The 25798-nt window shown below is 57.8% G+C and carries 33 protein-coding genes; 17 read left to right on the top strand and 16 right to left on the bottom strand.

Annotated elements, in window-relative coordinates:
- The first annotated feature begins 31 nt into the window (after positions 1-31).
- Genes tusD through EQV96_RS20640 form a run of 6 tightly spaced genes read left to right on the top strand, consistent with a single transcriptional unit; the run spans position 32 to position 2678 of the window.
- Positions 32-424, top strand: coding sequence for a sulfurtransferase complex subunit TusD (gene tusD / locus EQV96_RS20665; RefSeq protein WP_095019560.1), 393 nt, complete (start codon positions 32-34; stop codon positions 422-424).
- 1 nt (position 425) lies between these two features.
- Positions 426-788 (top strand): sulfurtransferase complex subunit TusC, encoded by a 363-nt coding sequence (tusC, locus tag EQV96_RS20660; protein ID WP_240882311.1) that lies wholly within the window; start codon positions 426-428, stop codon positions 786-788.
- A complete protein-coding gene (tusB, locus tag EQV96_RS20655) occupies positions 788-1075 on the top strand; it encodes a sulfurtransferase complex subunit TusB (protein ID WP_095002025.1) in 288 nt (95 codons plus the stop codon). The genes tusC and tusB overlap by 1 nt, the downstream gene beginning before the upstream one ends.
- On the top strand, positions 1072-1407 hold the full coding sequence (locus EQV96_RS20650; RefSeq protein WP_095002026.1) for a TusE/DsrC/DsvC family sulfur relay protein: 336 nt from the start codon (positions 1072-1074) through the stop codon (positions 1405-1407). The genes tusB and EQV96_RS20650 overlap by 4 nt, the downstream gene beginning before the upstream one ends.
- Positions 1404-2405: a glycosyl transferase family protein gene (locus EQV96_RS20645; protein ID WP_240882310.1), complete on the top strand. Its 1002-nt coding sequence runs from the start codon at positions 1404-1406 to the stop codon at positions 2403-2405. The genes EQV96_RS20650 and EQV96_RS20645 overlap by 4 nt, the downstream gene beginning before the upstream one ends.
- Positions 2406-2450: 45 nt before the next feature.
- The gene (locus EQV96_RS20640; RefSeq protein ID WP_095002028.1) at positions 2451-2678 is read left to right on the top strand and encodes a YheU family protein; all 228 of its coding nucleotides are present in this window, start codon (positions 2451-2453) and stop codon (positions 2676-2678) included.
- Here EQV96_RS20640 and csrA read toward each other — a convergent pair.
- Together csrA and EQV96_RS20630 are read right to left on the bottom strand one after the other, a co-directional pair.
- The gene (gene csrA, locus EQV96_RS20635; protein ID WP_095019562.1) at positions 2675-2878 is read right to left on the bottom strand and encodes a carbon storage regulator CsrA; all 204 of its coding nucleotides are present in this window, start codon (positions 2876-2878) and stop codon (positions 2675-2677) included. The two genes, EQV96_RS20640 and csrA, sit on opposite strands and share 4 nt — an antisense overlap.
- A gap of 135 nt (positions 2879-3013) precedes the next feature.
- On the bottom strand, positions 3014-3346 hold the full coding sequence (locus EQV96_RS20630) for a YnfA family protein (RefSeq protein ID WP_095002030.1): 333 nt from the start codon (positions 3344-3346) through the stop codon (positions 3014-3016).
- A 201-nt stretch (positions 3347-3547) separates the two neighbouring features.
- Between EQV96_RS20630 and EQV96_RS20625 the strand changes: the two genes are divergently transcribed.
- Positions 3548-3706 (top strand): DUF3309 family protein, encoded by a 159-nt coding sequence (locus EQV96_RS20625; protein WP_095002031.1) that lies wholly within the window; start codon positions 3548-3550, stop codon positions 3704-3706.
- Positions 3707-3754: 48 nt separating this feature from the next.
- Here EQV96_RS20625 and EQV96_RS20620 read toward each other — a convergent pair whose 3' ends face one another.
- The 5 genes from EQV96_RS20620 to EQV96_RS20600 form a co-directional block, all read right to left on the bottom strand.
- The gene (locus EQV96_RS20620; protein ID WP_095019563.1) at positions 3755-5833 is read right to left on the bottom strand and encodes an LTA synthase family protein; all 2079 of its coding nucleotides are present in this window, start codon (positions 5831-5833) and stop codon (positions 3755-3757) included.
- A 353-nt stretch (positions 5834-6186) separates the two neighbouring features.
- Positions 6187-7062, bottom strand: a complete 876-nt coding sequence (gene speE / locus EQV96_RS20615; protein ID WP_095002033.1) for a polyamine aminopropyltransferase — start codon at positions 7060-7062, stop codon at positions 6187-6189.
- Positions 7063-7265: 203 nt separating this feature from the next.
- The gene (locus EQV96_RS20610; RefSeq protein ID WP_016781476.1) at positions 7266-7457 is read right to left on the bottom strand and encodes a PLD nuclease N-terminal domain-containing protein; all 192 of its coding nucleotides are present in this window, start codon (positions 7455-7457) and stop codon (positions 7266-7268) included.
- Positions 7458-7541: 84 nt separating this feature from the next.
- Positions 7542-8072 (bottom strand): hypothetical protein, encoded by a 531-nt coding sequence (locus tag EQV96_RS20605; RefSeq protein ID WP_095019565.1) that lies wholly within the window; start codon positions 8070-8072, stop codon positions 7542-7544.
- 68 nt (positions 8073-8140) lie between these two features.
- Positions 8141-8674 (bottom strand): ankyrin repeat domain-containing protein, encoded by a 534-nt coding sequence (locus tag EQV96_RS20600; RefSeq protein WP_095002035.1) that lies wholly within the window; start codon positions 8672-8674, stop codon positions 8141-8143.
- A 291-nt stretch (positions 8675-8965) separates the two neighbouring features.
- Here EQV96_RS20600 and EQV96_RS20595 point away from each other — a divergent pair, with 291 nt between their 5' ends.
- A complete protein-coding gene (locus EQV96_RS20595; protein ID WP_095002036.1) occupies positions 8966-9244 on the top strand; it encodes a DUF3509 domain-containing protein in 279 nt (92 codons plus the stop codon).
- An 83-nt stretch (positions 9245-9327) separates the two neighbouring features.
- Here EQV96_RS20595 and mtnC read toward each other — a convergent pair whose 3' ends face one another.
- The 5 genes from mtnC to aroC all read right to left on the bottom strand — a co-directional run bounded on the left by mtnC (position 9328) and on the right by aroC (position 13558).
- Positions 9328-10011 (bottom strand): acireductone synthase, encoded by a 684-nt coding sequence (gene mtnC, locus EQV96_RS20590; RefSeq protein ID WP_240882309.1) that lies wholly within the window; start codon positions 10009-10011, stop codon positions 9328-9330.
- 9 nt (positions 10012-10020) lie between these two features.
- Positions 10021-10566: an acireductone dioxygenase gene (locus EQV96_RS20585; protein ID WP_095002038.1), complete on the bottom strand. Its 546-nt coding sequence runs from the start codon at positions 10564-10566 to the stop codon at positions 10021-10023.
- Positions 10567-10666: 100 nt separating this feature from the next.
- Positions 10667-11287 carry a methylthioribulose 1-phosphate dehydratase gene (locus EQV96_RS20580; RefSeq protein WP_095019566.1) on the bottom strand — a complete coding sequence of 207 codons (621 nt, stop codon included), beginning with the start codon at positions 11285-11287 and terminating at the stop codon, positions 10667-10669.
- The gene (locus EQV96_RS20575) at positions 11284-12432 is read right to left on the bottom strand and encodes an MFS transporter (protein ID WP_095002040.1); all 1149 of its coding nucleotides are present in this window, start codon (positions 12430-12432) and stop codon (positions 11284-11286) included. Before EQV96_RS20575 ends, EQV96_RS20580 begins: the two co-directional genes overlap by 4 nt.
- Before the next feature lie 34 nt (positions 12433-12466).
- Positions 12467-13558 (bottom strand): chorismate synthase, encoded by a 1092-nt coding sequence (gene aroC / locus EQV96_RS20570; RefSeq protein ID WP_095019567.1) that lies wholly within the window; start codon positions 13556-13558, stop codon positions 12467-12469.
- A gap of 192 nt (positions 13559-13750) precedes the next feature.
- Here aroC and EQV96_RS20565 point away from each other — a divergent pair, with 192 nt between their 5' ends.
- Positions 13751-14755, top strand: a complete 1005-nt coding sequence (locus EQV96_RS20565) for an alpha/beta fold hydrolase (protein WP_240882308.1) — start codon at positions 13751-13753, stop codon at positions 14753-14755.
- Positions 14756-14808: 53 nt separating this feature from the next.
- Positions 14809-15600, top strand: a complete 792-nt coding sequence (locus tag EQV96_RS20560) for a hypothetical protein (RefSeq protein ID WP_095021343.1) — start codon at positions 14809-14811, stop codon at positions 15598-15600.
- Between the two features lie 33 nt (positions 15601-15633).
- Here EQV96_RS20560 and EQV96_RS20555 read toward each other — a convergent pair whose 3' ends face one another.
- Together EQV96_RS20555 and prmB are read right to left on the bottom strand one after the other, a co-directional pair.
- Complete coding sequence (locus EQV96_RS20555) at positions 15634-17514, bottom strand: glycoside hydrolase family 3 protein (protein WP_095032290.1); 1881 nt, start codon at positions 17512-17514, stop codon at positions 15634-15636.
- A gap of 167 nt (positions 17515-17681) precedes the next feature.
- Positions 17682-18590, bottom strand: coding sequence for a 50S ribosomal protein L3 N(5)-glutamine methyltransferase (gene prmB / locus EQV96_RS20550; RefSeq protein ID WP_095021341.1), 909 nt, complete (start codon positions 18588-18590; stop codon positions 17682-17684).
- 272 nt (positions 18591-18862) lie between these two features.
- Between prmB and EQV96_RS20545 the strand changes: the two genes are divergently transcribed.
- The 5 genes from EQV96_RS20545 to EQV96_RS20525 all read left to right on the top strand — a co-directional run bounded on the left by EQV96_RS20545 (position 18863) and on the right by EQV96_RS20525 (position 21637).
- Entirely contained in the window at positions 18863-19453 is a 591-nt protein-coding gene (locus tag EQV96_RS20545) for a cysteine hydrolase family protein (RefSeq protein WP_095002045.1), read from the top strand.
- A 146-nt stretch (positions 19454-19599) separates the two neighbouring features.
- Positions 19600-19920, top strand: a complete 321-nt coding sequence (locus tag EQV96_RS20540; protein ID WP_095002046.1) for a hypothetical protein — start codon at positions 19600-19602, stop codon at positions 19918-19920.
- Between the two features lie 63 nt (positions 19921-19983).
- Entirely contained in the window at positions 19984-20541 is a 558-nt protein-coding gene (locus EQV96_RS20535; RefSeq protein WP_095002047.1) for a Smr/MutS family protein, read from the top strand.
- Positions 20542-20618: 77 nt separating this feature from the next.
- Positions 20619-21164, top strand: coding sequence for a GTP cyclohydrolase I FolE (gene folE / locus EQV96_RS20530; RefSeq protein ID WP_003442011.1), 546 nt, complete (start codon positions 20619-20621; stop codon positions 21162-21164).
- 101 nt (positions 21165-21265) lie between these two features.
- Positions 21266-21637 (top strand): glutathione S-transferase N-terminal domain-containing protein, encoded by a 372-nt coding sequence (locus EQV96_RS20525; RefSeq protein WP_095002048.1) that lies wholly within the window; start codon positions 21266-21268, stop codon positions 21635-21637.
- A 169-nt stretch (positions 21638-21806) separates the two neighbouring features.
- On the opposite strand, the gene EQV96_RS20520 is transcribed toward EQV96_RS20525, so the two are convergent.
- Both EQV96_RS20520 and EQV96_RS20515 read right to left on the bottom strand, forming a co-directional pair.
- Positions 21807-22409, bottom strand: a complete 603-nt coding sequence (locus EQV96_RS20520; protein WP_095002049.1) for a glutathione S-transferase family protein — start codon at positions 22407-22409, stop codon at positions 21807-21809.
- 10 nt (positions 22410-22419) lie between these two features.
- Positions 22420-23586 carry a PLP-dependent aminotransferase family protein gene (locus tag EQV96_RS20515; protein ID WP_095019571.1) on the bottom strand — a complete coding sequence of 389 codons (1167 nt, stop codon included), beginning with the start codon at positions 23584-23586 and terminating at the stop codon, positions 22420-22422.
- Positions 23587-23668: 82 nt separating this feature from the next.
- Between EQV96_RS20515 and EQV96_RS20510 the strand changes: the two genes are divergently transcribed.
- Both EQV96_RS20510 and EQV96_RS20505 read left to right on the top strand, forming a co-directional pair.
- Positions 23669-24109, top strand: a complete 441-nt coding sequence (locus EQV96_RS20510) for a MarR family transcriptional regulator (RefSeq protein WP_240882307.1) — start codon at positions 23669-23671, stop codon at positions 24107-24109.
- Positions 24110-24417: 308 nt separating this feature from the next.
- Complete coding sequence (locus EQV96_RS20505) at positions 24418-25746, top strand: NCS2 family permease (protein WP_232527683.1); 1329 nt, start codon at positions 24418-24420, stop codon at positions 25744-25746.
- Positions 25747-25798 lie beyond the last annotated feature (52 nt).

The following is a 25798-nucleotide window of genomic DNA, read 5'->3' as shown; positions in this document are numbered from 1 at the left end:
CATTGCCCCAGATTTGCCGACAGAGCCCACCATGAAATTCGCCATTGCCCTTTATTCAGCGGCCCATGCCCCCTCCTCCCGTCGAGCCTTGCGCTTTGCCGAGGCAGCGCTGGCAGGCGGCCATGAAATTGTCCGTTTGTTCTTCTATCAGGACGGTGTTCATATTGCCTCGAGCAATATCGTCACGCCGCAAGACGAGCAGGACCTTGCGCAACAATGGGCAACTTTTGTCAGCCAGCACCAACTCGATGGTGTGGTCTGTATTGCCGCTGCCTTGCGCCGCGGTGTACTCAATGAAGACGAGTCCGCACGCTATCAGCGCCCCGGGGTCAATGTTCATGCACCCTGGGAGTTGTCCGGACTGGGCCAATTGCACGATGCCATTCAATCGGCCGATCGATTGATCTGTTTCGGGGGACCTTGAAATGCCCAAGTCACTATTGATTATCAGCCGTCAGGCACCGTGGTCGGGGCCCGGCGCCAAAGAAGCACTGGATATCGTGCTGGCAGGCGGTGCATTTGATTTGCCGATTGCCGTGCTGTTTATGGATGACGGTATTTTTCAGCTGCTGGCGACTCAAAATGCCGCAGCCATCCAGCAGAAGAATCTAACGGCCAATCTGCAGGCCCTGTCCATGTTCGGCGTTGACGATCTGTTTGCCTGCAACCACAGCCTTGACGAACGCGGCATCTCAACCGAGGGGCTTGCGGCAATTGATGTGCAGCCCTTGTCGACTGAAGCTGTCCGCGCTCTTATTGACCGTTATGACCAAGTGATCACCCTCTGATGTCGACTCTACATGTTGTGAGCCACTCACCATTTTCTGACATACGCCTGAGCAGCTGTCTTCGCGTGTTAGGCAGCGACGATGCCCTTTTGCTCTGTGGCGACGCGGTGTATGCCCTGCAGCTTCAAGGCACTGCTCTCACAGCCCTGACTGGAAAAACCGTATTTATCCTTGAAGAGGACTTGCAGGCACGCAACCTGGAATGTCCGCCATGGGCGGCCTGCGTTGATTACCCGGCTTTCGTCGAGCTGTCGATTCGTTACGACAAGGTCAACAGCTGGCTATGAATACGCTCACCCTCAACGGTAAAAATATCGAGCTGGACAAGGACGGTTATCTGCTCGATCTCAACGACTGGTCCGCTGATGTTGCTCAGGCACTGGCGGCGCAGGCAGGTATTGAGTTGAGCGCCGAACACTGGGAAATCCTCGAGTTGTTGCGCAGCTTTTATCAGGAGTTCGAGCTATCGCCTGCCACTCGCCCTCTGATCAAGTACACGGCACTCAAATTGGGTCCAGAAAAGGGCAATAGCCTGCATCTCAACCGACTGTTTAACGGCACCCCTGCCAAACTAGCCGCCAAGCTGGCGGGCCTGCCCAAACCGACCAATTGCCTATGAACACTCCCGCTGCGCTGACACTTGAAACTCCCGCCGAACACCCTTTTGCGCAATTTGTACGCATCCTGGGCAAAGGCAAACGGGGTGCCCGCAACCTGACTCGGGAAGAAGCCCGCGAAGCCATGGGCATGCTGCTTGACGACAAGGCAGAAGACACGCAACTGGGCGCCTTCCTCATGTTGCTGCGGCATAAAGAAGAAAGCGCAGAGGAAATGGCCGGTTTTACCGAGGCCGTCAGGGAGCGACTGACACCTCCCGCGATCAAGGTCGACATTGACTGGCCGACTTACGCCGGTAAAAAACGCCACCTGCCCTGGTACTTGCTGGCAGCCAAGTGCCTGGCACAGCACGGTGTACGCATTTTCATGCATGGCGGCGGCGCCCATACGGCGGGCCGAATGTACAGCGAGCAGCTTCTCGACGCGCTGGCCATTCCACTGTGTCGCAACTGGCAAAGTGTCAACGAGGCCCTGGATACGGGGAATCCGGCCTTTATGCCGCTGCAGGACTGGGCGCCACAATTGCAACGCATGATCGATCTGCGCAACACCCTCGGGCTGCGCTCGCCGATTCATTCATTGGCTCGCATACTCAACCCGCTGGGTGCGCGCTGCGGCCTGCAAAGCATCTTCCATCCGGGCTATCAAAGCGTACATCGCGAAGCCAGCGGCTTGCTGGGTGACACCAGTATTGTGGTCAAGGGTGATGGCGGCGAAGTCGAAATCAACCCCGATAGCGCAAGCCATCTTTACGGCACTACAGCTGGTGTTGACTGGGATGAAGAATGGCCAGCACTGTCTTCACAGCGCCATGTCAAACCAGCGTCGCTAGCCCCTGAACACCTCAAGGCGTTGTGGCGTGGAGAAGTCCAGGACAGCTACCCGCAACTGGCCTTGCTGTCGACCATGGCCCTGGCATTGCGCGGCCTGGGCACACCCCGGGCGCAAGCTTTTGAACTGGCTCAGCATTACTGGGACAACCGCAACAAGGCGATTTAAGCCCAAGGCCAACCACCTCAACACGCTTGTTTACGAGAGCCCAAGATGCTTATCCCCTACGACCAGCTTGAACCCGACACCCTCACCCGCCTGATCGAGGACTTTGTGAGTCGCGACGGCACGGACAACGGCGATGACACTCCCCAGGAAACCCGTGTACTGCGGGTTCGACATGCATTGAGCAAAGGCCAGGCAGTAATTTTCTTCGATCTGGAAAGCCAGCAATGCCAACTGATGCCCAGGCACGCGGTACCGAAGGAATTTTTTGATTAAACCTTGGCCGAAGATCCGGTTGCCTGCTGCCCGACGGGCTGGTTTTTTATCCGCTCATAAATTTCCGAGCGATGCACGCTGATATGCCTGGGAGCTTCAATCCCCAGGCGCACGTTGTTGCCGTTAACGGCGATGACAAACAGCGTTATATCTTCCCCGATTGAAAAATGCTCTCCGACGGTTCGACTCAGTATCTGCATGGCTCTCATCCTCAAGGGTGGGGAGCCACAAAGACTGCACGGCATAAAAACCGGCTTCAATACTTACAAGTTAATTCAGTTACAACCTACTGCATACAAGGCTTATTCCTACGTACTCCCTACGGAATTTTCCCTTTACGAGGGGGTAAAACGCGGTCCCAGCAGGATGATGGTCGCGCCAATCACGCACAGTCCTACCCCGAGCCAATCTGAGCCCAGTGGCCGGATACGTTCCACCACTGCCAGCCAGGCAATGGATGTCACGATGTAAATCCCGCCATAGGCCGCATAGGCCCGCCCGGCATAGGCTGCCTCAACCTTGGTCAGCAGCAGGGCAAACAGCACCAGGCTCAGAATGGCGGGCAAAGCCCACCAGGCACTTTTGCCCTGACGAAGCCACATCCAGAACCCGTAGCAGCCTGCAATTTCAAACAGGGCAGCCAAAAAAAACCAAACGTAATTGAGCATGTGCAGTGTTTCCAGGTGGGCAGCGCGCCACCCTACCTGCGCACCTGCCACCGATCAAGGCAGAACTGTTTTTGAGTACGGCATGAAAAAAGTTGAATTATTCATCGAGCAGGAGAGTCGGATTTTATAAGCACTGCCCATCCTTGTTCCTGAAGCGGCGCCCCGTAAAACTGAACGTTGGCGGAACACCACAAAAAGGAAATGCTCATGACCACAATTCTTCTGATCGTCCTGATTTTGCTGTTAATCGGCGGATTACCTGTGTTTCCGCACTCCAAAAGCTGGGGCTATGGCCCCTCAGGGATTATCGGTACCGTACTGGTTGTACTGTTGATATTACTGTTGCTCGGCAAGATTTGACCCAATAAAAAAGAGGCCCTGAGGCCTCTTTTTTATTTAACTGGCTGACTATTTCGGATCAGCCACACCTGCGGTGTTGTCCAGCAGGCTCTTGGTCGCGGTCTGCAGGAAGGATTCGAGCTTTTTCTTCAGCTCGGTCGCTTCAGGCGAGTCTGTGACCACGGTCGCTTCAGGGTTGGCACCCAATTTGTACTGCCAAACCTTGGCCGGCATGTCTTTAGGCTGCACCAGCAAGTGGTCGTCACTGATGATCGCCACGGTCTGGTCACTGCCAGACGGCTTGATCACACCACTGCCCTTGTCACCCTCAGGCAGAGTCAGCAGGTCACGGCCCCAGCATTGCTGACGGAACTCACCACCCAGACGCCCCATGATGGTTGGCACGATGTCGACCTGAGTGCCCACGATATCAGTGCGTGTACCAAACTTCTCCTGGATGCCAGGACCGATCAGCAGCAACGGCACGTTGAAACGCCCCAGGTCCATCTCGGAAATCTGCTGCTCGTTACCGAAACCGTGGTCGCCCACGATCACAAACAGGGTTTCCTTGAAGTAGGGTTCTTTGCGCGCTTTTTCGAAGAACTGCCCCAGCGCCCAGTCGGAATAACGCATCGCCGTCAAATGCTCGTTGAGCGAACCGCGATCGGTTACCGGCTCGACCGGCAATGGCGTAGGCAAGGCATACGGCGTGTGGTTGGACAGGGTTTGCAGCAGCGCATAGAAAGGCTCTTTGCCTTCACGCTTTTTCAGCTCTTCCAGGCCGCGGTTGAACATGTCCTGGTCGGACACACCCCAGGTAGGATCAGAGAACACCGGGTCAACGAAATCGTTACGACCTACAAAAGTGGTCATGCCCTGGTTACTGAAGAAACCAGACTGGTTGTCCCAGGCAAAGTCGCCGTTGTAGACATACACGTCATCGAACTTGCGGGCGCTGAGCAGTTCCGGCAAGCCGGACAGCTTGTGGCTGCCTTCCGGGGTCTGCATCAGGTACTCAAAACCCGGCAGGTTCGGGAAGCACGCCATGGTGGCAAACATGCCCTGGTGGGTATGGGTGCCGTTGGAGAAGAAGCGCTCGAACAGCAAGCCTTGCTTGGACAGCTCATCGAAGTACGGGGTGATATTGCCCGGACGACCCAGCGCACCCACCGAGTGACCGGCGAAGCTTTCCATCAGGATTACGACGACGTTCTTGATAGGCAGGGTTTTTTCCGCAGGCGGCGTGGTGTCGCGACGCACAGGAGCGGTATCAGGATCAACCAGCTTGTCATTTTCAGTCAGCAGCATGTCGCGCACGGTCTGCGTCGCTACGGGCTGCTCAAGGGTAGCCTTCCAGATATTGGTGCGATCGTCACCGAAGCGGCTTTTCGCAGCGGCAATCAATGACAGAGAGCCGTTGAGCCCCAACTGATTGGCGAAGTTGGAGTCGGTTGTGTAGGCATCACCCCAACGCAGCGGAGGACCCTGACGCAATGTGCCACGGGCCAGGACCACACACACCAGCAGCAGCACGACAAATACCGCTGCACGGCCGTACCAGGGCGCCACCGCACGCGAAGTGCCAGCAGCCGCGCGGGTAGCGCTGGAACGGGTCACGCGGTCGGCGCCGCGGAAGGCAAAGTACAAAATGACAGTGCCGACAGCCCAGGACAGCAGGTAACGCACCACCGGGAAGCCATACCAAAGCATGCTCATCACGGTTTTCGGGTCTTCCTTCACATACTGGAAAACCAGACCGTTAAGACGCTGATGGAACTCACGGTAGAAGTCCATCTCCATCAGGCCCAAAAACAGCGCCAGGCTGGATGCTGCAGTCAGCCAGAAACGCAGCACACCGCGCATGGCCATGGCCTTGACACTGAGCACCGCCAGCAGCAGCGGAATACTGAAGTACACGACAATCCGCGCGTCAAAGCGCAGACCGTTGCCGAAGGCTTCAAGGAACGTCGATGCCGGGGTGTCGAGGATCATTTCCCGGTTGTAAACCAGCAATGCCACCCGCAACAGGGTGAACATCACCATCATGATCAAGGCACAGAGCAGCGTAAACGCCAGATGCGATTTGACGGTCGGTTGCAACACACGCGTGGCCGCGTGCTGTTGGCTTGGGGCGTCCGGGTTTGCCATGTCGTTTTAGGACCCATTGGTTCAAGTTGAAGTGGCTTTATCACCGGTGGCTTGCCACGGGTGCATCGCTCTTTAATTACACAGATTTTGACCCGAGACCCACCAGAAACGCCTGAACTGAGGCGTTTACGAGTAGACAGGCAAAATTTTGCGTGCGAATTGTCTTAAAGGTACCGTGAAAATTTCGTGCAGAGCACATCTTGAAACATAAGAAAGGGCGCTCATTCCCTGTGGGAGCGGGCTTGTTAGCGATTGGAGCAACGCGGTCCAACTTTAAACCGCGTCGCCTGCATCGCGGGTAAGCCCGCTCCCACAGTTCTACAACTGACGCCCTGCCTTGCTACTGCACAGCCTCAGTCGTTGCTTGGCTTGTTGATAGCCTGCAAAACATATTGCGGCAAGGCGAAAGCACCGATATGAACTTCCGGATTGTAGTAGCGGGTCACGATACCGCTACCGGCAAAACGTTGACGCAGGGTCTCAAGCGGCAACTTGCGATAGCTCGCATCAGTCGAACCCCAGGCGAAGGTCATGGAGCCGCCGATATAGGTAGGCACGGCAGCCTGGTAGAAATGCCAGTCAGCAAACAGGCTGCGCATGCGCCCGGCGGTGGTCTGCACTTCCTGCAACTGCATAAATGGCGTGCCGTTCTGGGTGACCAGTACACCCCCTTCATTCAGGCAGCGATGGCAAGCCTGGTAGAAGTTCTCGGAGAACAGCACTTCGCCCGGCCCGATCGGGTCGGTGGAATCCGAGATGATCACGTCGAATTTTTCTTCGGTAGTGGCGACAAAACGCATGCCGTCGTCGATCACCAGATTCAGGCGTGGATCGTCGTACGCACCCTTGGAGTGGTTGGGCAGGAACTCTTTGCACATGTCCACCACGGTGCCGTCGATCTCGACCATGGTGATGTGCTCAATGCCAATGTGCTTGGAGACTTCGCGCAACATGCCGCCATCACCACCGCCAATGATCAGCACGCGCTTGACCGCACCGTGGGCCAGGATCGGCACATGGGTAAGCATTTCGTGGTAGATGAATTCGTCCGCTTCGGTGGTCTGGATCACGCCGTCCAGAGCCATTACGCGGCCCATGACCGGGTTTTCGAAGATCACCAGATGCTGGTGATCGGTTCGCACTTCATGGAGCAGCTTGTCCATGCGAAAGCGTTGGCCATAGCCTTCGTAAAGGGTTTCGAGATAGTGGTTGTCAAGCGATTCGGCCATGGGTAGTCCCCTTGAATGCTGGTGGCAACGGACGGTCACCCGCCCATGATCGACAGCCGAACCTCATACCGCTATCGCGACACGGGTCCAACTGCCCAAGAAAGGCGCGCATTCTACGTCGAGGAACATGACAGGTCGAACCTTGACGCCGACAATCTAAGCGGGCAACCACGATTTACCGTCGCTGCCCGCTGGCAAGCAGCTCAAATACGCACATTGCCCCGCGGCCCGGCGATGGCCCAAATCACCAGCCCCAGTACCGGCAGGAACAGAATCAGCAGCACCCAAAGCACTTTCGCGCCCGTCCCGGCGCCGCTTTTGATTACGTTGATGATGGCCCAGATATCCAGGGCCAGAATAATCAGACCGATCAGACCATTAAACGTTGAACCCATGATGACGCTCCCGAGTGAGTACTTGTGCTCATAGGATAGTCACCCGCGGCCAGGGTTCCGTTTTTTATTGCAGCAGCCAGGGTTTCAGACGTGGACGGCAACCTTGAGGGCTTCCAGCGATGGCGCAGCGGCGATGCCGACTTCGGCACACAGTTCCAGCACGCGCGGCACGTCATTGCCGTAAACCAGCACCACCTGGATTTCGTCGTCCAGCGGCTGGCTCAGGTTGACCAGCACATAACCGCCCTGCTCCGGGCTCATGCTGCCCATCTGGATCTGGATGCGGTTGAGCGCGGTCAGCGCTTCGGTCTTGGCCAATTGCTTTGGCTTGATATTGAACGCTACATCAGGACCGAAAGAGGCGACGATCTGGGCAAACAGGTCCATCCAGGTATCGGCCTGGAACAACACCGTTTCCGGCAAGCTGCCCACCACAACCCATTCACCCAGCGGGATCGGGAAGCTGTCGTCGTAGTTGATGTCCGGGTTGGCAAGCAGAAATGCTGCCTGATCGGCGTAGGCTTGAGCCGCCTCGTCCGCGATGGAGGCGATTTCGTCGTCGCCCATGCACCCAGAGCTGATTTTGCTGATGAGTTCAACGAGAGTGGTTTTCATGGGCGAGGCCTGTCACAAGGAAAATTAAGGGCGCGCAGGATATATCAATTGCGCCCTTCAAGGGGCGATCAGCCCAACAGCTTCTCAAGTTGCGCCACGGTTTCGGCTGCGCCCATGGTCCTGGCGGCATCCAGGGCGGTGATGCCATTGGCGTCCTTGGCTTTTGGATCGGCGCCCTTGCTGATCAGGTAATCGATGATTTCCCCACGATTGAACATGGCGGCCATCATCAGCGCTGTACGGCCATCAAATGATGCGCCTTCAACTTGTGCGCCACCTTCAACCAGGGTCTTGACCATTTCCAGGTCGCCCTTGAAGGCAGCACCTGCAATCGGGCTCTGGCCATTGTCATTGCGGATCTCGGGGTCGGCATTGTGCTCAAGCAGCACCTTCACCGCTTCAACGTGGCCGTGATAGCTGGCCAGCATCAACAAGGTATCGCCCTTGTGGTTGCGCAAATTGGCCGGCAAGCCCTTGCTCAGCAAGGCTGCCAGCATTGCAGCATCACCATCCCGTGCCTTGTTGAACACCTGCTCGGCAAAGTCGGCGGCCTCTTCCGGGGTCATCTGGCGGCTCTGGTCTGCTGGCTTGTTCTCTGACATGTAAGGTTCCACCCTGGCTACAAAAAAAACCTAGTTTCCTGAGACGCAGACACGGTGTCACCCCTTTTTTGCTCAATGCACCCATAGGAACAATCAATCAGCTGTCTGAGCCTGATACCGACTGGGCAAAATGCAGGATGCACGATGGCCACTCATGCAAAATGCACGACAAATGATTTTTGCATAAATTATAAGCTATTGATTTATATGGGTTTTTTAAAAAAACAATAGTGGCACAATCACTGCAATCTCTACTCCATACAAGCATTCAAGCGCTAATGGAGCTGAAATATGAGCCTGATCCAGGAAAAATTCGCATCGTTGTTCTCCAACCACACTGTCACCGTTAAACCCCGCCCGGATGGCGGCGTGCTGCTGACATTGTGTGACAACGAAGGCAAACAGACCCAGCGCACACTTTCTTACACCCAACTGCATACCGCCGAGGAACTGACCTGGGCCATCAGCGCGATTCGTCGTGACCTGGCAGGCACTGCCAGTGAATTGCCAACCATTTCGCTGCTGCAAAGTCAGCATCGTTTTGCCCTGCCGACCTATCACACCCGCTAAATCCAAGGGCAGTGCAAAGCAGTCCGCGATAGAGAACGGCATGACTGTGGGAGCGAGCAGGCTCACTCCCACAGCAGTGTTATTTAAACTGCGGCAGGGTCAATCTCGGCAAAACTGCTCACGGTTTTATGTCCCGCCAGTTCCCCACCCTCACGGGCCAGGCCGCAGGTCAGCATGCCGGCCGCCTGTGCAGCATCGAGTTCTTCAACGATATCCGACAAAAACAGGATCTTCCCGGCAGGGCAGCCTATGGCCTCGGTAATGTGGCGATAGGATTGCGCCTCACGCTTGGGCCCGGAGGTGGTGTCAAAGTAGCCACTGAACAGTGGCGTCAGGTCACCCGCCTCGGAACAGCCAAAAATCAGCTTTTGCGCCTGTATCGAACCTGACGAGTAGACATACAGGTCATACCCCTTGGCATGCCACTCGCGCAGCGCTTCGACCGCGTCCGGGTAAACATGGCCCTTAAGCTCACCCGCGGCGTATCCCTGCTTCCAGATCATCCCTTGCAAGGCCTTGAGTGGTGTGGCCTTGCGGTCTTCGGCCAGCCATTGCTGGAGGATCTCGATGACCCGTTCGACATCGGCCTCAGGCTCGCCGCTATCCAGGCGTACTGCGCCCAGCTGCATGGCCACTTCAGGGTCTTCGGCATGCTCGCGCACAAACCCGGGCAGGTGTTTGGCCGCATACGGAAACAACACGTCAAATACGAAGCTGACAGCACTGGTGGTGCCTTCGATATCGGTCAGGATGGCTTTGATCGGCATGGGAGATCCTTAGTCTTCGAGGCGCGGGAAGCGTTCAGCGATGTCTTCGCCGGTAAAGTTGGCAACCCAGCCTTCCGGGTTGTTGAACAGGCGGATGGCGACAAAATGCGGATGCTCACCCATGTCGAACCAGTGCGGCGTGCCTGCGGGTACTGAAATTAGATCGTTCTTTTCGCACAACACCGCATACACATAGTCGCCAATATGTAGCGTAAACAAGCCACGACCGGCGACGAAAAAACGCACTTCATCTTCGCCATGGCGGTGCTCGTCGAGGAATTTGGCGCGCAATTCGGCTTTTTGCGGGTGATCGCTGTTGAGACTGATCACGTCCACGGTGACATAACCACCCTCGCTCATCAGCCGGTCAATCTGCACGCGATAGGCGTTGATCACTTCATCCTGACTGGCCCCCGGCTGGATCTGCGTGGCGGCCTGCCAGCGGTCAAAGCGCACGCCCTGCTCGGCCAGTGTTGAAGCGATATCATCAAAATGGGTGAGCACCTTGTTGGGGAGTTCCGGGCTCGATACGTGATAAACGGACAAACTGCTCATGGGGCGTGGTTCCTCGGCTTCGGCGCGCATTCGGCTTTTACAGGCCGTTCAGGCAGACCGTTCAAATCAGGGTGTGAGCTTCTTCACGGTGAAGTCAGCGTTAACGATTGAGTATTGCGCGAGCTTTCAGTTCGCATTCAAACAAAAACTCGAAGGCTTCGATCTGGCGCAAGGCGTCGCTCATGCGCGCGCCCCACGTGTAAAGGCCATGCCCGCGAATCAGATAGCCCACACAGTCCGGGTGGGCTTCAAGCCATGGCTGAACCTTGGCCGCCAGCCGCGCGATGTCTTGATCATTGTCAAAAATCGGCACCAGCACACTGGACTCATGGGTCGAGACGCCACTGAAAGCCTTTTGCAGTTCGTAGTCTTCAAATTCAATGCTGTCGCCCGGCGTCAGGCGCGACAGCACCGTGGCATTGACCGAATGGGTGTGCAGCACCGCGCCAATTTCGGGGCGCCAGCTGTACAACTGGGTATGCAGCAGGGTTTCAGCGGAGGGTTTCTTGCCTGGTTCCAGGCTGTTGCCTGCCAGGTCAGTGGCAAGCACATCATCAGGTCCCAGCTGGCCCTTGTGCTTGCCCGACACCGTCAGCAGCGCCTGGCTGGCCGACAGCCGGGTGGAATAGTTGCTGCTGGTAGCCGGTGACCAGCCACGCGCATATAAAAAGCGCCCGGCTTCAATGATTTCCAGGCTCAGGTGTTCACGGGTAAGGCTCATGGCCTGTCCTCTTGCAGTCGGGTGGCAATGATAACGGCTGCAGCCAGCGCTGCGACGCTCGCCATACTAAAGGTGAAAGCGGGGCCCAGGGTGTTCCAGCTGTAACCGGAGTACAGCGCCCCCACGGCGCCACCGATACCGGCCAGCGTGGCGTACAGGGCCTGGCCCTGGCCTTGCTGGCCGGGACCGAAACTGCGTTGCACAAAGGTCATGGCCGAGGCATGAAAACTGCCAAAGGTGGCGGCGTGCAGCAGCTGCGCCAACAGCAACACCCACAGGTGCTCGGCAAAAGACCCCAGCAACAGCCAGCGCAAGGCAGCGAGGATAAAACTGAACATCAGCACCCGGCGCACGGAAAATTTCAGCAGGATACGGCGCATGGCCAAAAACATCAGCACTTCGGCCACCACTCCCAGGGCCCAGAGCAAGCCGATCACACCACGGCTATAGCCGAGGTGTTCCAGATGCAGAGTCAGAAATGTGTAGTACGGGCCGTGGCTCATTTGCATCAGCGCCACACAGGCATAGAACGCCAGCACGCCCGGGCTGAACAGTTGCTTCAAGAACCCGCCTTCCACCTGCTTGCGGCCCAGGCTGGAGGGCTGCGCATTGGGCACCCACAGGCTGCACAGCACAATGCCAGCCATGATCACGAGCAGCGCCACCGGGTAGATATCCAGGCTCAGCCATTCGAACAGGCGGCCCAGGATCACCACGGTAAGGATAAAACCGATCGAGCCCCACAAACGAATCTGACTGTAACGTTCAGGCTGCTCACGCAAGTGGGCAAAGGTAATGACTTCAAACTGCGGCAACACCGCATGCCAGAAGAACGCATGCAGCGCCATCACCAGCGCCAGCCAGGCATAGCTCTGGCTGACAAAGATCAGGGCAAAACTGCACAAGGTGCAGAGCGCACCCAGACGCACGATCAGCAGACGCTGACCGCTGTAGTCCCCCAGCCAGCCCCACAGGTTGGGCGCAACGCAGCGCATCAGCATCGGGATGGCCACCAGTTCGCCAATGCGCGCACTGGAAAACCCCAGGTGATTGAAGTACAGCGCCAGAAACGGCGCTGTGGCACCCAGCAAGGCGAAATAGAAAAGATAGAAGCCTGACAGACGCCAGTAAGGAAGTGTCGCCACGGCCGTCAGACCGTGACGCTCAACAATCCTTGCATTACAACTGGCCCAGTACGGGCGTGCTGACGCGTACGTCGGCGTTCTGGCCGCGATGACGCAACAGGTGATCCATCAGCACAATGGCCATCATGGCTTCGGCAATCGGCGTGGCACGGATACCCACGCACGGGTCATGACGACCCTTGGTAATCACGTCCACCGGATTGCCATGCACGTCGATCGAGCGGCCCGGGGTGGTGATGCTCGAGGTTGGCTTGAGCGCCAGGTGGGCAACGATCGGCTGGCCAGACGAAATACCACCCAGGATGCCGCCGGCGTTGTTGCTCAGGAAACCTTCAGGGGTCATCTCGTCGCGATGCTCGGTGCCGCGCTGGGCAACACTGGCAAAACCGGCGCCGATTTCAATACCTTTTACGGCATTAATGCTCATCAGCGCATGGGCCAACTCGGCATCCAGACGGTCGAAAATCGGCTCGCCCAACCCCGGGATCACGCCTTCGGCGACCACGGTGATTTTGGCGCCAACCGAGTCCTGGTCACGGCGCAGTTGATCCATGTAGGCCTCAAGCTCCGGCACTTTGTCCGGGTCAGGGCTGAAAAAGGCGTTTTGTTCAACCGAGTCCCAGGTCTTGAACGGGATTTCAATCGGGCCCAGCTGGCTCATATAACCGCGAATCACGATGCCTTGGGTGGCCAGGTACTTTTTCGCGATGGCACCGGCGGCCACACGCATGGCCGTTTCACGCGCCGAACTGCGCCCGCCACCGCGGTAATCGCGCTCGCCGTACTTGTGGTGATAGGTGTAATCAGCGTGGGCCGGGCGGAACAGATCCTTGATCGCCGAGTAATCCTTGGACTTCTGGTCAGTGTTACGGATCAGCAGGCCAATGGCGCAGCCAGTGGTGCGGCCTTCAAACACCCCGGAGAGGATTTCAACTTCGTCGGCCTCCTGGCGCTGGGTGGTGTGGCGGCTGGTGCCGGGCTTGCGTCGATCCAGATCACGTTGCAAATCTTCAAGGGACAGCTCCAGCCCTGGCGGGCAGCCATCAACAATGGCGACCAACGCCGGACCATGGCTTTCGCCAGCGGTGGTGACAGTGAACAGCTTGCCGTAGGTATTGCCGGACATGCAGGGCGCTCCGCGAAAATCAGCCGATAAAGTTCAGCCCGGGATCAGTTCAAGTCTTGTTGCAACACAACAGATGTTGAACAGATCCCAGATAACCAAAAGCGCCAGTATACGCAGGCTACCTCTGTAGTTCATCCTCGAACCTTACTCATCCGGGTTTGTCCAACCGGCACACTAGACAATGATGGCGCTATGATGCTGCGAATACTTATATTAGCACTGACCCTGTTTGGCTTTGGCACCCAGGCCCTGGCGGCCCCGCCCTCCAATGTCTTGCTGCGGCCCATTGAGCTCGATACCGGCTCCGGCACGTTGTATGGCTCGCTGGTTTTGCCCAAGAGCGACAAGCCCGTACCCGTGGTGCTGATTATTGCCGGTTCCGGCCCGACTGACCGCGACGGCAACAACCCTATCGGCGGGCGCAATGACGCCCTGAAAAAACTGGCCTGGCGCCTGGCCCAGAGCAATATTGCCAGCGTCCGCTTCGACAAGCGCGGCATCGCCCAGAGCCAGCCTGCCGGGCCTGACGAGCAAAAGCTCAACTTCGATCAGTATGTGTCCGACGCCGTGGCCTGGGGCGAGAAACTCAAAAGCGACCCGCGCTTTGGCAAGGTGTTTGTGCTCGGGCACAGTGAAGGCGCAATGATCGCCAGCCTGGCAGCCCCACAAATCGGTGCTGCCGGCGTGGTTTCGATTGCCGGTACAGGGCGCCCGGTGGGCGTGCTGTTGCGCGAGCAACTGCAACGCAATCACCTGCCGCCTGCCCTGCTCAAGCGCAGTTTTGAGCTGATCAGCAGCCTGGAAGCCGGCAAGACCGACGACAAGGTGCCCAAGGATCTGCAAGTGATCTTCCGCCCCAGCGTGCAGCCGTACATGATCAGCCTGCTGCGCCATGACCCGGCAGCCGCTTTCGCCGCACTGAAAATGCCGGCCATGATCATTCAGGGCACCCACGACATTCAGGTAGAGGTCAAGGATGCCCGCCTGCTCAAGGCCGCCAAGCCCGATGCCGTACTGACACTGATCAATGGCATGAACCACGTGATGCGCATCGTGCCAATGGACATGAAGCGCCAGGTGCAGTCCTATAACGACCCCAATCAGCGTTTGGCAGGCGAACTGGGCGATCGAACTGTGCGCTTTATCACGAAAGTCAATGCGGGCCAGCCCTACAGTACTGCGCATAACGGCCGATAAACCGGTGTCGGCCGTCTTTGCTTGGCTGACATCCAGCACAGGATCGAGCCGTTATGAGCGACACCCCAACACAACCCGCCGGGCCCGAGGCACCGGAAGTGCCCGAGGCCCCGCCGCTGCCTTGGGCCGATGTGCAGCCCGAGCATTTGCGCATGCTGCGCCTCGCCCCCCTGCCCACTGACCGCAACACCGGGGCACGGCCGTTACGCTTTGTGCAGTTTGGCCACGCCACACGCCACAGCAAAGACCTCAGCCTGCTGCGCATGACCATCACCCTGCCGGGCCAGCGCGTGCGCAGCGAACAGAACCAGCTTGACCTGTGGGTCGACCATAGCACCCACCGCGTGCGTTTCAGCCCTGAGCGCGGTTTGCAAGTTGAACCGGCGAACCGCGGGATCGGCCGTTTTCTGCTGGCTCAGGCCGCGTTGTGGGCGCAGAAAAAATGGTCGCACTACCGCGTTGACGGCACCGACCTGGCCAGCCGGGACGCCCTGAATGAAGACAGCCGCCTGCGCCGCGATCATGTTTTGCGGGTGCAGGGCTTTGATGTGGTGTATGCCGACGCCCAGTTTCTCAAGGCACGGATCGAAGACGTGCAAGTGGGCGAGTTGCTGGACAGCTGGAATGGCGAAAAGCTTCAGTTCCTCGACATTCTTGAGACTGCGCAAATGCTCCAGCAAGCCGAACAGAACTTGCAGGAACAAGAGGTAAAACTGCGGGAAAAAGAAGAAAAACTCGGCAGGTACCAGCGCGAAGAAATGGGCCTGCGCTTTACCATCACCTGCCTGGTAGCCTTTTCGGTGTTCCAGGCAGGGTTGTTGATCTGGATTGCGACGCACCGCTGATGGTACCCACCCGCTGCACAGGGTCACTATGGGTTACGGATAGCCAAGACCTGTTCCCCTGGGGTAGCGCAACGCCCCCGGCTGGCTGCCATCGGCCAGGGCAAAAATATCAACCGGCAAACGCCCCACGGGGACGCTCCGCCCCAGCATGACATCCACAGCAGCCGGCAAGGCTGGCCCCAGCAGACCTCGGTCATACCCCCTGGACGAGTAGGTCGCCAATGTGGCGCCGGCGATATCGTCAAATTCCACCACATCGTAGGGCGAGTTCATCGTCAGATGAATAGCCAGCTTGCCGCGGGACGTGGCGTATTCCATGGCACAGCGCAGCCATTGCAAACTGCTCTGCACGGTTGCTCCTGACAACAACTGATCGGCATGCGCATTTCGCACGACAGCACTGACACCGATTGAAGAGGTACCGAGAATCACCGTTTCTGCGGCGTTGATCGCCCGCTTTATCTCAACCCAGCCAACGCCTCTCAGCGCCTTGCCTGTCAACAGGAGCGCAGGATAGCCGGCCTCCTCGAACCTGCGGCGCAAGGCTTCGGCCTGCTCATTCCTCGGGGTCAGGATCAAGATCCGCGCGCACTGGTTCTTCAGAGGCAACGCGGCGCACTGATTACGAATCAATGTAATGGATTGCGCGGTAATACGTTGCTCGAGCGCACGATGTGCCGGGCTGCCAATTATATTCAACTCAGGTCGAGGCCTGGCGCCCTGCTCGGCGGTAATCCCGTTGCGCAACTTCATTCGCACAATCCGCAATACCGACTGATCCAGTTCCTGTCGATCAATATCGCCCGCCTCGACAGCCGCTACCACCTGATCAACCAACCCGGACAGGAGCCCGGCCTGGCGAGCGGTACGAAATTCAATGGGCATCAGGGCGATATCCACATCCGCCTGAAAAGCCTTTATCACGGCGTCGGCCTGACCGAAAAAACCGGCAATGGCCTTCATATCCATCGCATCCGTGATGCTCACGCCCTGAAAGCCAAGCTCACCCCGTAGAATATTGTGCTGAATTTTCCGCGACATGGTCGCAGGTGCAATAATCGGTTCACCGGTGCGCGTCTGAACCAGGGTGCTATCGAGCGCAGGATATTGAATATGGGCGGTCATGACCATTTCTGGCGCTTCACCCGCTTCAATGGCCAAACGATAGGGCGCCAGATCAATTGCCCAGGCATCTTCACGAGACTTGTTCACCACCGGCAGCCCGATATGCGAGTCCGTTTCCGTATCCCCATGCCCCGGGAAATGCTTGTACGCCGCGATCACGCCCTGTGCAGCCATACCTTGCATCATGCGTCGGGCCAACAGGCTGACCGTGCGTACATCATCACCAAAAGCGCGCACATTGATGACGGGGTTGAACGGGTTGCTGTTGACGTCCACCACCGGGGCAAAATTCAAGTTAAACCCCAGAGCCGCAATCTCGGCGGCCAACACCACACCCTGGTCATAAGCCATCCGCTCGTCACCACCGCCGTGCCAGGCCGCAGCCAATGCCATGTTGCCCGGGAAAACCGTGGCCGCCCTGCGCGGCAGGCGAAACACTGACCCCCCCTCCTCGTCCACCCCCAGCAACAGGCCGAGTTCACCCGCGACCGGGGGCACAGCGCGCAGATCATCCAGAAGGGTTCTGCCCTGCTCAAGCGAACTCAAATTGTTACCAAACAAAATCACCCCGCCAATGGCGTTGTTACGCAGGGCATCGCCCATGGCGGAATTGAACCGGGTGGTACTCAGGGTGCACGCTGGCTGGTCGTCAGGACACCAATAACGAAAGGCCACGAGCAACTTCTGCCCGATTTTTTCGCGCAGGGTCAAGCCCTCAAGGAGGCATCGGGCGCGCGTGTCGAGATCAGTGTCGCTGGGAGCCAAAGGAAACCGGGACGCTTGTGTCATGCTTTGATCCTCGTATACAAACCAATACGGGCATCAAGCAGGCAGCCACTTCAGGGAGATGCGTGCCAAAACCGCTTCGCTTGATGCCCAGCCGTTGTCGAATGTATCGAGTTGCGGACGAACAAAAAGCGAAGAGGTATTGCAGCGTTTGTAATGCTCTTGCCTGATCAGATTCGAGAAGCAAACAGCCCCTGATGGGCACGGCACTGTTCGGCGGTCAACATGAATACACCGTGCCCCCCGCGCTCAAAATCAAGCCAGGCGAAGTCGACTTCCGGGTACAGCGACTCAACGTGTATCTGGCTGTTGCCTACCTCAACGATCAGCAAGCCTTTTTCGGTCAGATGATCCGCCGCTTCGGCCAGCATCCGGCGTACCAGGTTCAGGCCGTCGTCACCGCAGGCCAGCCCCAATTCCGGCTCGTGCTGATACTCGGCCGGCATGTCGGCGAAATCTTCGGCATCCACATACGGCGGGTTGGACACAATCAGGTCGAAACGCTGCCCCGGCAAGCCATCAAAGCCGTCGCCCTGCACGGTGTAAACCCGTGCGTCGACACCGTGGCGCTCGATGTTCTGGTTGGCCACTTCAAGGGCCTCGAAGGACAGGTCGGCCAGCACCACTTCAGCGCTCTGGAACTCATAGGCACAGGCAATGCCGATACAGCCCGAACCGGTACACAGGTCAAGAATGCGCGCGGGCTCGGCAGCCAGCCACGGCTCAAAACGTTTTTCGATCAACTCGCCAATCGGCGAACGCGGGATCAGCACGCGCTCATCAACGATAAACGACATGCCGCAGAACCAGGCCTCACCCAACAGATAGGCCGTGGGCACGCGTTCTTCGATACGGCGCTTGAGCAGATGCTGCAGGTTCACCAGCTCATCGTCTTCAAGGCGGCAGTCGAGATAACTATCGGCAATTTCCCACGGCAGGTTCAGCGCACCCAACACCAATTGACGGGCTTCGTCCCAGGCATTGTCGGTACCATGACCAAAGAACAACTCTTCCCCATGAAAGTGGCTAACGGCCCAGCGAATATGGTCGCGCAGAGTGCGCAGGCGGGAAGTGATCAATGGTCTTACTCCTCAAAATCGATTGGCGATTCTAACAGCCAAACTCCGACGCGCCAAAGGTGGCCGGACGACTACACGTGACGGCGTTTCAAAAAGTAAGACCGTGTACAATAAAAAACTGAAATCGCTCCATTTTGTACATTTTATGGCTACAACATATTTGCTTGACATCGCTACAGGCCAGCAACCACAAGGCCTGCACGACTAGTCATTCACATAAACGCTCCGCCAGTGGAGAATGTCGCAAAAGCCCCATTCAAAGGAGCCCCCGAATGCCCGCTTTAAAGACGATGTTTCAACTCACAGGACGTGGCTATGCCGCAGCCAATCTGAGCAACGCCAGCCTGCTGATCATCGATGCGCAAAATGAGTACTTGAGCGGGCCATTGGCCCTTTCCGGCATGGACGCGGCCACCGCCAACATTGCCCGTCTGCTTGAAGCTGCCCGCAAGGCAAAGCGCCCGGTCATCCATATCCGTCACCTGGGCACCGTTGGCGGTATGTTCGACCCTCAGGGCGAGCGTGGCGCCTTCATCAAGGGCCTGGAACCACAGGGTGATGAGCAGATTATCGAGAAGCGCATGCCCAACGCATTCAACGACACCGGGCTGCAAAAGGCCCTGGAAAACCTCGGCTCGCTGGATGTGATCGTCTGCGGCTTCATGAGCCACTCCAGCGTCAGCACTACCGTGCGTGCGGCCAAGGACTACGGCTTGCGCTGCACCCTGGTGGAAGACGCCTGCGCCACCCGCGACCTGCCGACCGCGGACGGCATTATCAGCGCCGAGCAAGTGCAAAAAGCCGAAATGGCCATCATGAACGACAACTTTGCCACCCTGACGTTGACCCAAAACCTGATTTGATCTGAACCGGACGTTGACGGGCGGCCCCTGCAACCGCCCATCCCGGACCAGCTCCAGCCTGCGGGCGCTTTCCTATTTCACTACACTCAGGAACAACCTGACGAAGTCCCTGTCGAAGGGCCGATACCCTTTAAGGAAAGATCGGAATGAAGATCTCCGATGGTTTTGATGCTCGGCGTTTGCGCCCCAAGGCTCATCGCGACTGGCGCTCGCGCCTGGTACTGATGTTTGCAGCGCTGCTGGCACTGCTTGGCATGCTGTTGCTGTTGGCGGGTGCCGCCAGCCTGATTGGCCATCCAACGGCACTGGGCGAGCTCAATGCCAGCCCCGCAGGTGCAACACTGGTGTTGGTGTCCGGCCTGTTGGTGTGCTGGCTAGGGGTATGGATGTGGCGTCGACGCCGGCGCCTGATGCGCAAGCCATTTGGCCTGAACATGGCCCCGCACCTGATGAAAAAACACGACTGACGCATATCCGCCGCCCGATTGTCGTCGACTTGGGTAAACTGGCAGCCCTTCGCGGAGGCTGACATGCAAGACGACGATTTTTCCCTGTTCAAAAACGAGATTCGCGGTGTCAAACCGATCAAGCATGATCGTGCCGACACCGGCAAACCCAAGGCTGACCGTGCGCAGCTGGCCAAGTTGCGCCAGAACGCCATTGTGCGCACCAACGCGACCATCATCGACGGCCTGTCAGACCAGTTTGTGATTGATGTTGGCCCCGAGGACCAGCTGAGCTGGGCCCGTGACGGCGTGCAGGAAAGCCAGATGCGCAAGCTCAAGCTGGGGCAGATCGCCTTTGAAGGCAGCCTTGACCTGCACGGCATGACCGTTGAAAAGGCCCGCGAAACCCTTTGGGAATTCCTCGGTGAAGCCGTGCGCCTTGAAGTACGTTGCGTGCGCGTTACCCACGGCAAGGCCGTGCGTCTGGACGGCAAGCGCCCGATGATCAAAAGCCACGTCAACACCTGGCTGCGCCAGCACTCACAGGTACTGGGCTTCTGCTCCTGCCAGGCCAGGCATGGCGGCGCCGGCGCGGTCTATGTGATGCTCAAGCGCACCATGATGGAGGGGCGTGACGAGTAACAGCGTGTCATCACGCTTGCAGCGTCGTGTCAGCCCCCGTACCCTTACTCTTTGCGAAAAATCCCACAGGTAGATTAATGTCCCTGGAACAAAACTACACCGCGATCCTCGGTCAACTCGGCGAAGACGTTTCCCGTGAAGGCCTGCTGGATACGCCAAAGCGTGCCGCCAAGGCCATGCAGTACCTTTGCCGCGGCTATGAACAAACCCTGGAAGAAGTCACCAACGGTGCCTTGTTCAGCTCAGACAACAGCGAAATGGTGCTGGTCAAGGACATCGAGTTGTACTCGCTGTGCGAACACCACCTGCTGCCGTTTATCGGCAAGGCCCATGTCGCCTACATTCCGAGCGGCAAAGTGCTGGGCCTGTCGAAAGTGGCGCGTATTGTCGATATGTATGCCCGTCGCCTGCAGATCCAGGAAAATCTCAGTCGCCAGATCGCCGACGCCGTGATGCAAGTCACCGGCGCCCTGGGCGTGGCCGTTGTGATCGAGGCCAAGCACATGTGCATGATGATGCGCGGTGTCGAGAAGCAGAACTCGTCGATGATCACTTCGGTGATGCTGGGTGAGTTCCGCGAAAACGCCGCCACGCGCAGCGAGTTTCTCAGCCTGATCAAGTAACTGCGGCACAGAAAAAACCGGCGTTTATCGCCGGTTTTTTTTCGCCTGCACAATTTCAGGTAAGCTGCGTCCCTTATTAATTTGCCCATGAGGCTTTTACTGTGTTTATCAAAGCGCTTCGCGTAGGCCTGGGTCAGCTCATCATCGCTGGCGATTTCGTGACACGTCCAAGCAAAAAGCAGCGCCCTGCCGCCGCTCAGGCGCAGGTCGACCAGGCTGCCAAGGGCCTGACCCTGTTTCAGTTCCACGCCTGCCCTTTCTGTGTAAAAACGCGCCGCACCCTGCGCCGCCTGAATGTGCCAGTGGCCCTGCGTGACGCGAAGAATAACGAGCAGGATCGCCAGACCCTGCTGGAGCAAGGGGGCAAGATCAAAGTGCCTTGCCTGCGCATCGAAGAAGGCGGCAAAACCACCTGGATGTATGAGTCCAAGGTGATCATTGACTACCTGAACCAGCGCTTTGCCAACGTTTAAGGCCATCCCCCGGTCTACCCTCTCTGTGGGAGCGAGCCTGCTCGCGAACGACCTTCGCGAGCAGGCTCGCTCCCACAGTTGAAGTTTCCTTCAGACCTCGTCAGCGGCTACAGAATGTGCGCACAAAAAAAACCGGCACTTGGCCGGTTTTTTTAAAGGGGCGATTTGCTCAATCGAGCATTCCCACATGCCGCGGATGGCTGGCCACCCGCGCCAGCCAGGCCTGAATACCCGGGTAGCCGCTCAGGTCAAACCCGCCCTGATGGGCCACATGGGTATAGGCATACAGCGTCACGTCGGCGATCGAGTATTGCTCACCCACCAGATACGGCGTGCGCGTGAGCTGTTGCTCCATCACGTCCAGCGCCTTGTAGCCACGCTTTTGCAGCTTGCGGTATTCCTCAAGGCGCTCTTCGGGTAGCCCCAGGTAAAACTGGATAAAGCGCGCCACCGCAATATAAGGCTCATGACTGTACTGCTCGAAAAACTGCCATTGCAGCACTTGCGTGCGCAAACGCGGTTCGGTCGGCAAAAACTCGCTGCCGTCGGCCAGGTAGTTGAGAATCGCGTTGGACTCCCACAGGCACGTACCGTCTTCCAGCTCCAGCACCGGCACTTTACCGTTGGGGTTTTTCGCCAGAAACTCCGGGGTCTCGGTTTCACCCTTGAGAATGTCCACGGCAAACCACTGATACTCAAGCCCCAGCAAATGCAGCATCAGCTTGATCTTGTAGCAGTTGCCCGAGTTGTAATCGCCATAAACCTTGAGCATTGCGCCTCCTTCAGGCCGCCTGGGCAGCCTGGGCCTGACGAATCACGTTGGCCAGACGCTTGAGGCCCTCATGCAGACGCGCCGGGTCAATATGGCTGAAGTTCAGGCGCAGGCTGCCCACGTTCTGGTCCGGGTTGGCGAAGAACGGCTCGCCCGGCATAAAGGCCACGTTCTGTTCCAGCGCAGGCTTGAGCAAAGTGCGGGTATCGAACGGTTGCTTGAGGGTCAGCCAGAAGAACAAACCGCCCTGGGGCACATGCCAGTCAGCCAGATCCGAGAAATGCTCTTCCAGCGCCAGCTGAAAACCGTCACGGCGAACGCGGTAGAAATCACGCAGTTCGGCCAGGTGATTACTCATTTTCTCGGTGCCGATCCACTGCAAGGCTTGCCACTGGCCAACGCGGTTGGTGTGCAGGTCAGCCGATTGCTTGAGGCGCAGCAAGTGCGGATACAGGTCGGGGCTGGCAATCAGGAAACCGACGCGCAGACCCGGCAACAGGGTCTTGGACACCGTGCCGGTATAGATCCAGCTGGCTTTTTTCAGGCGGCTGACGATCGGTGTGGCGCTGCCACCGTCGAAGTTCAGCTCGCGGTACGGCTCGTCTTCGATCAGGGTCACGCCGAACTCGTCGAGCAAGGCAGCAACCGCGTCGCGCTTGGTTTCGCTGTAACGCACAGCAGACGGATTCTGGAACGTCGGGATCAGGTAGATGAACGCCGGGCTGTGTTTTTCCAGCTGCACGCGCAACGCAGCCAGATCAGGGCCATCAGCTTGCAGCGGGAACGTCAGGCATTCGGCGCCGAACAATTGGAAGATTTGCAGCGCCGCCAGGTAGGTCGGTGCTTCGAGCATGATTTCGGTGCCCTTGTCGATATACAGCTTGGCTGCCAGATCCAGCGCCTGCTGCGAACCGCTCAACACCATCACCTGGCTGGCGTCGCAATCAACCCCCAGTGCGCGAGCCTCTGCAGCCAGTACTTCACGCAGTGCCGGCTCACCTTCGCTCATGCCGTATTGACCCATCGAGGCAGGCATATCGGTCCAGTCGACCTTGGGCAGCATGGCCTCGGCCGGTAGCCCGCCAGCGAAAGACATGACTTCCGGACGTTGGGCCGCAGCCAGAATTTCACGAATCAAGGAGCTTTTCAGGCGGGAAACACGTTCGGAGAAGGCCATACAGATCACCGGTAGCGGAAGTAATTGGAAATAAGTCAAACTGTTTGACCGAAACTACGCCGCGAACCCTAGATACGTCAATATGCTTGACCTTAAAAATCCGACCACTCAGCGCGCCGCCATGGAAGCCTTCTTCTTTGGCTATCAAGCATTTACCGCCAAAGCGGATGAAATGCTGGCACGTCGTGGGCTGAGTCGGGTGCATCAGCGTATTGTTTTTTTTATCGCCCACCACCCCGGTGTCAGCGTCAAGGAACTGCTGACCTTACTGGGCGTGAGCAAGCAGGCACTCAACACGCCCTTGCGCCAGTTGATTGAAATGGACCTGGTGCGCAGCGTCGCGCCCGAGACCGACAAGCGCAAACGCCTGCTGGAACTGACTGCCGACGGTGTGGCCTTCGAAAAGAGCCTGCGCCGCGAACAGGTCAAGCTGCTGCAAAGGGTATTTGCTCAGGCAGGTGAAGACGCGGTGAATGGCTGGCTGGCGGTCAATCATGCCCTGGGACAAAGCCGCCAGCTCTAGAGCAGGGTTCCTGTGGAAGGTGGCTTGTTCTGTGAGCGGTCTTGCCCGCGATGCAGGCGCCGCAGTACTCCAGTTGCACCGCAGCGATCCAATCGCGAGCAAACTCGCTCACACAGAAAACAGACACCCACCCATCACTTTCTGATCACAATCTGAAAAACATTATTTGCTTTTTTTGTATACAAAAGCATAATTCACTTCGCCTGCGTTTCTGACCCAAAAGTCAGAAAAATATCTCCCGCCACACCCAGTGCCCTTAAAAATAATAAAAGCCTGAGGAAATCACCGTGGACAGCCAAAAGTCAGAAATACCCGTTGTCGAACTTGCCACGCCCGCCGCCCGCAGCTGGCTGGAACGCCTGTTCAAACTGTCACTGCATGGCACCACGGTCAAAACCGAGCTGATTGCCGGGCTGACCACCTTCATCACCATGGCCTACATCATCTTCGTCAACCCCAACATCATGGCCGATGCTGGGATCGATCATGGTGCAGCCTTCGTCGCCACCTGCATTGCCGCCGCTCTCGGCAGCCTGTTGATGGGGCTTTACGCCAACTGGCCAGTAGGCCTGGCGCCAGGTATGGGACTGAATGCGTTTTTTACTTACACCGTGGTCGGAACCATGGGTTACAGCTGGGAAACAGCATTGGGTGCCGTGTTTGTCTCCGGTGTGCTGTTCCTGATTCTGACCCTGTCGCGGGTGCGTGAATGGCTGCTCAACAGCATTCCCGTCAGCTTGCGGTACGCGATGGGTGCCGGGGTGGGGTTGTTCCTGGGGATTATCGGCCTGAAAACCTCGGGCATTATCGTCGACAGCCCGGCCACCCTGATCAAGCTCGGTTCATTGCGCGACCCTGCCCCGCTGCTGGCAGCGGTGTGCTTTTTGATGATTGCGATTCTGAGCTATCACCGCGTCTTCGGCGCCATCCTGATCAGCATTATCGCCGTGACCCTCGCCGGCTGGGGCCTGGACCTGGTGCATTACAACGGCATCATGTCGGCACCGCCAAGCCTTGCACCGACCTGGATGGCCATGGACCTCAAGGGCGTTTTCAACATCAGCATGATCAGCGTGGTGCTGGCCTTTCTGTTTGTACACATGTTCGATACGGCCGGCACCCTGATGGGCGTGGCCCAGCGTGCAGGACTGGTGAAGGCCGATGGCAGGATCGAAAACCTGTCCCGGGCCCTCAAGGCCGACAGCGCCTCCAGCGTGTTCGGTGCGGTGGTCGGCGTGCCACCCGTGACCAGCTACGTGGAAAGCGCCGCAGGCGTTGCGGCAGGCGGACGTACCGGGCTTACTGCCGTCACCGTGGGCGTGTTGTTTGTGGCCGCCATGTTCTTTGCCCCTCTGGCTGGCATGATCCCCGCTTATGCCACGGCAGGCGCTCTGATTTATGTGGCCATGCTGATGATGGGCGGCATGCAGCACATCAACTGGGACGAACCCACTGACTGCATCCCGGCCATAGTGACCGTGATCATGATGCCTTTGACCTTCTCGGTCGCCGACGGGATTGCCCTGGGCTTTATCAGCTTTGTCGCACTCAAGGCAGGCACCGGCAAATACCGGGAAATTTCCGTCAGCCTGTGGGTGCTCTGCGCTATTTTCATCGCCAAGTTTATTTACCTGTAAACCGGGCGGTATTAATCGGCCCCGCAATGACGCGGGGCCTTTGTTGTTTGGG

Source organism: Pseudomonas sp. TMW22080 (assembly GCF_022496745.1).
Classification (GTDB): domain Bacteria; phylum Pseudomonadota; class Gammaproteobacteria; order Pseudomonadales; family Pseudomonadaceae; genus Aquipseudomonas; species Aquipseudomonas bubulae.
Note: the sequence above shows the minus strand (reverse complement) of the source record. Positions and strands in the feature narration are given on the sequence as shown.

Bases quoted from the DNA above. Each gene is read 5' to 3' on its own strand.
- EQV96_RS20610 (WP_016781476.1), bottom strand. From the start codon at position 7,457: ATGGGTTCAACGTTTAATGGTCTGATCGGTCTGATTATTCTGGCCCTG.
- EQV96_RS20515 (WP_095019571.1), bottom strand. From the start codon at position 23,586: ATGGCCTTCTCCGAACGTGTTTCCCGCCTGAAAAGCTCCTTGATTCGT.
- EQV96_RS20640 (WP_095002028.1), top strand. From the start codon at position 2,451: ATGCTTATCCCCTACGACCAGCTTGAACCCGACACCCTCACCCGCCTG.
- EQV96_RS20645 (WP_240882310.1), top strand. From the start codon at position 1,404: ATGAACACTCCCGCTGCGCTGACACTTGAAACTCCCGCCGAACACCCT.
- EQV96_RS20620 (WP_095019563.1), bottom strand. From the start codon at position 5,833: ATGGCAAACCCGGACGCCCCAAGCCAACAGCACGCGGCCACGCGTGTG.
- EQV96_RS20520 (WP_095002049.1), bottom strand. From the start codon at position 22,409: ATGCTCAAGGTTTATGGCGATTACAACTCGGGCAACTGCTACAAGATC.
- EQV96_RS20545 (WP_095002045.1), top strand. From the start codon at position 18,863: ATGCCCGCTTTAAAGACGATGTTTCAACTCACAGGACGTGGCTATGCC.
- EQV96_RS20595 (WP_095002036.1), top strand. From the start codon at position 8,966: ATGAGCCTGATCCAGGAAAAATTCGCATCGTTGTTCTCCAACCACACT.
- EQV96_RS20600 (WP_095002035.1), bottom strand. From the start codon at position 8,674: ATGTCAGAGAACAAGCCAGCAGACCAGAGCCGCCAGATGACCCCGGAA.
- EQV96_RS20555 (WP_095032290.1), bottom strand. From the start codon at position 17,514: ATGACACAAGCGTCCCGGTTTCCTTTGGCTCCCAGCGACACTGATCTC.
- EQV96_RS20650 (WP_095002026.1), top strand. From the start codon at position 1,072: ATGAATACGCTCACCCTCAACGGTAAAAATATCGAGCTGGACAAGGAC.
- EQV96_RS20535 (WP_095002047.1), top strand. From the start codon at position 19,984: ATGCAAGACGACGATTTTTCCCTGTTCAAAAACGAGATTCGCGGTGTC.
- EQV96_RS20630 (WP_095002030.1), bottom strand. From the start codon at position 3,346: ATGCTCAATTACGTTTGGTTTTTTTTGGCTGCCCTGTTTGAAATTGCA.
- EQV96_RS20580 (WP_095019566.1), bottom strand. From the start codon at position 11,287: ATGAGCCTTACCCGTGAACACCTGAGCCTGGAAATCATTGAAGCCGGG.
- EQV96_RS20605 (WP_095019565.1), bottom strand. From the start codon at position 8,072: ATGAAAACCACTCTCGTTGAACTCATCAGCAAAATCAGCTCTGGGTGC.
- EQV96_RS20560 (WP_095021343.1), top strand. From the start codon at position 14,809: ATGAGCGACACCCCAACACAACCCGCCGGGCCCGAGGCACCGGAAGTG.
- tusC (WP_240882311.1), top strand. From the start codon at position 426: ATGCCCAAGTCACTATTGATTATCAGCCGTCAGGCACCGTGGTCGGGG.
- mtnC (WP_240882309.1), bottom strand. From the start codon at position 10,011: ATGCCGATCAAAGCCATCCTGACCGATATCGAAGGCACCACCAGTGCT.
- EQV96_RS20510 (WP_240882307.1), top strand. From the start codon at position 23,669: ATGCTTGACCTTAAAAATCCGACCACTCAGCGCGCCGCCATGGAAGCC.
- EQV96_RS20540 (WP_095002046.1), top strand. From the start codon at position 19,600: ATGAAGATCTCCGATGGTTTTGATGCTCGGCGTTTGCGCCCCAAGGCT.
- tusD (WP_095019560.1), top strand. From the start codon at position 32: ATGAAATTCGCCATTGCCCTTTATTCAGCGGCCCATGCCCCCTCCTCC.
- EQV96_RS20625 (WP_095002031.1), top strand. From the start codon at position 3,548: ATGCTCATGACCACAATTCTTCTGATCGTCCTGATTTTGCTGTTAATC.
- EQV96_RS20565 (WP_240882308.1), top strand. From the start codon at position 13,751: ATGATGCTGCGAATACTTATATTAGCACTGACCCTGTTTGGCTTTGGC.
- speE (WP_095002033.1), bottom strand. From the start codon at position 7,062: ATGGCCGAATCGCTTGACAACCACTATCTCGAAACCCTTTACGAAGGC.
- tusB (WP_095002025.1), top strand. From the start codon at position 788: ATGTCGACTCTACATGTTGTGAGCCACTCACCATTTTCTGACATACGC.
- csrA (WP_095019562.1), bottom strand. From the start codon at position 2,878: ATGCAGATACTGAGTCGAACCGTCGGAGAGCATTTTTCAATCGGGGAA.
- EQV96_RS20585 (WP_095002038.1), bottom strand. From the start codon at position 10,566: ATGAGCAGTTTGTCCGTTTATCACGTATCGAGCCCGGAACTCCCCAAC.
- folE (WP_003442011.1), top strand. From the start codon at position 20,619: ATGTCCCTGGAACAAAACTACACCGCGATCCTCGGTCAACTCGGCGAA.
- aroC (WP_095019567.1), bottom strand. From the start codon at position 13,558: ATGTCCGGCAATACCTACGGCAAGCTGTTCACTGTCACCACCGCTGGC.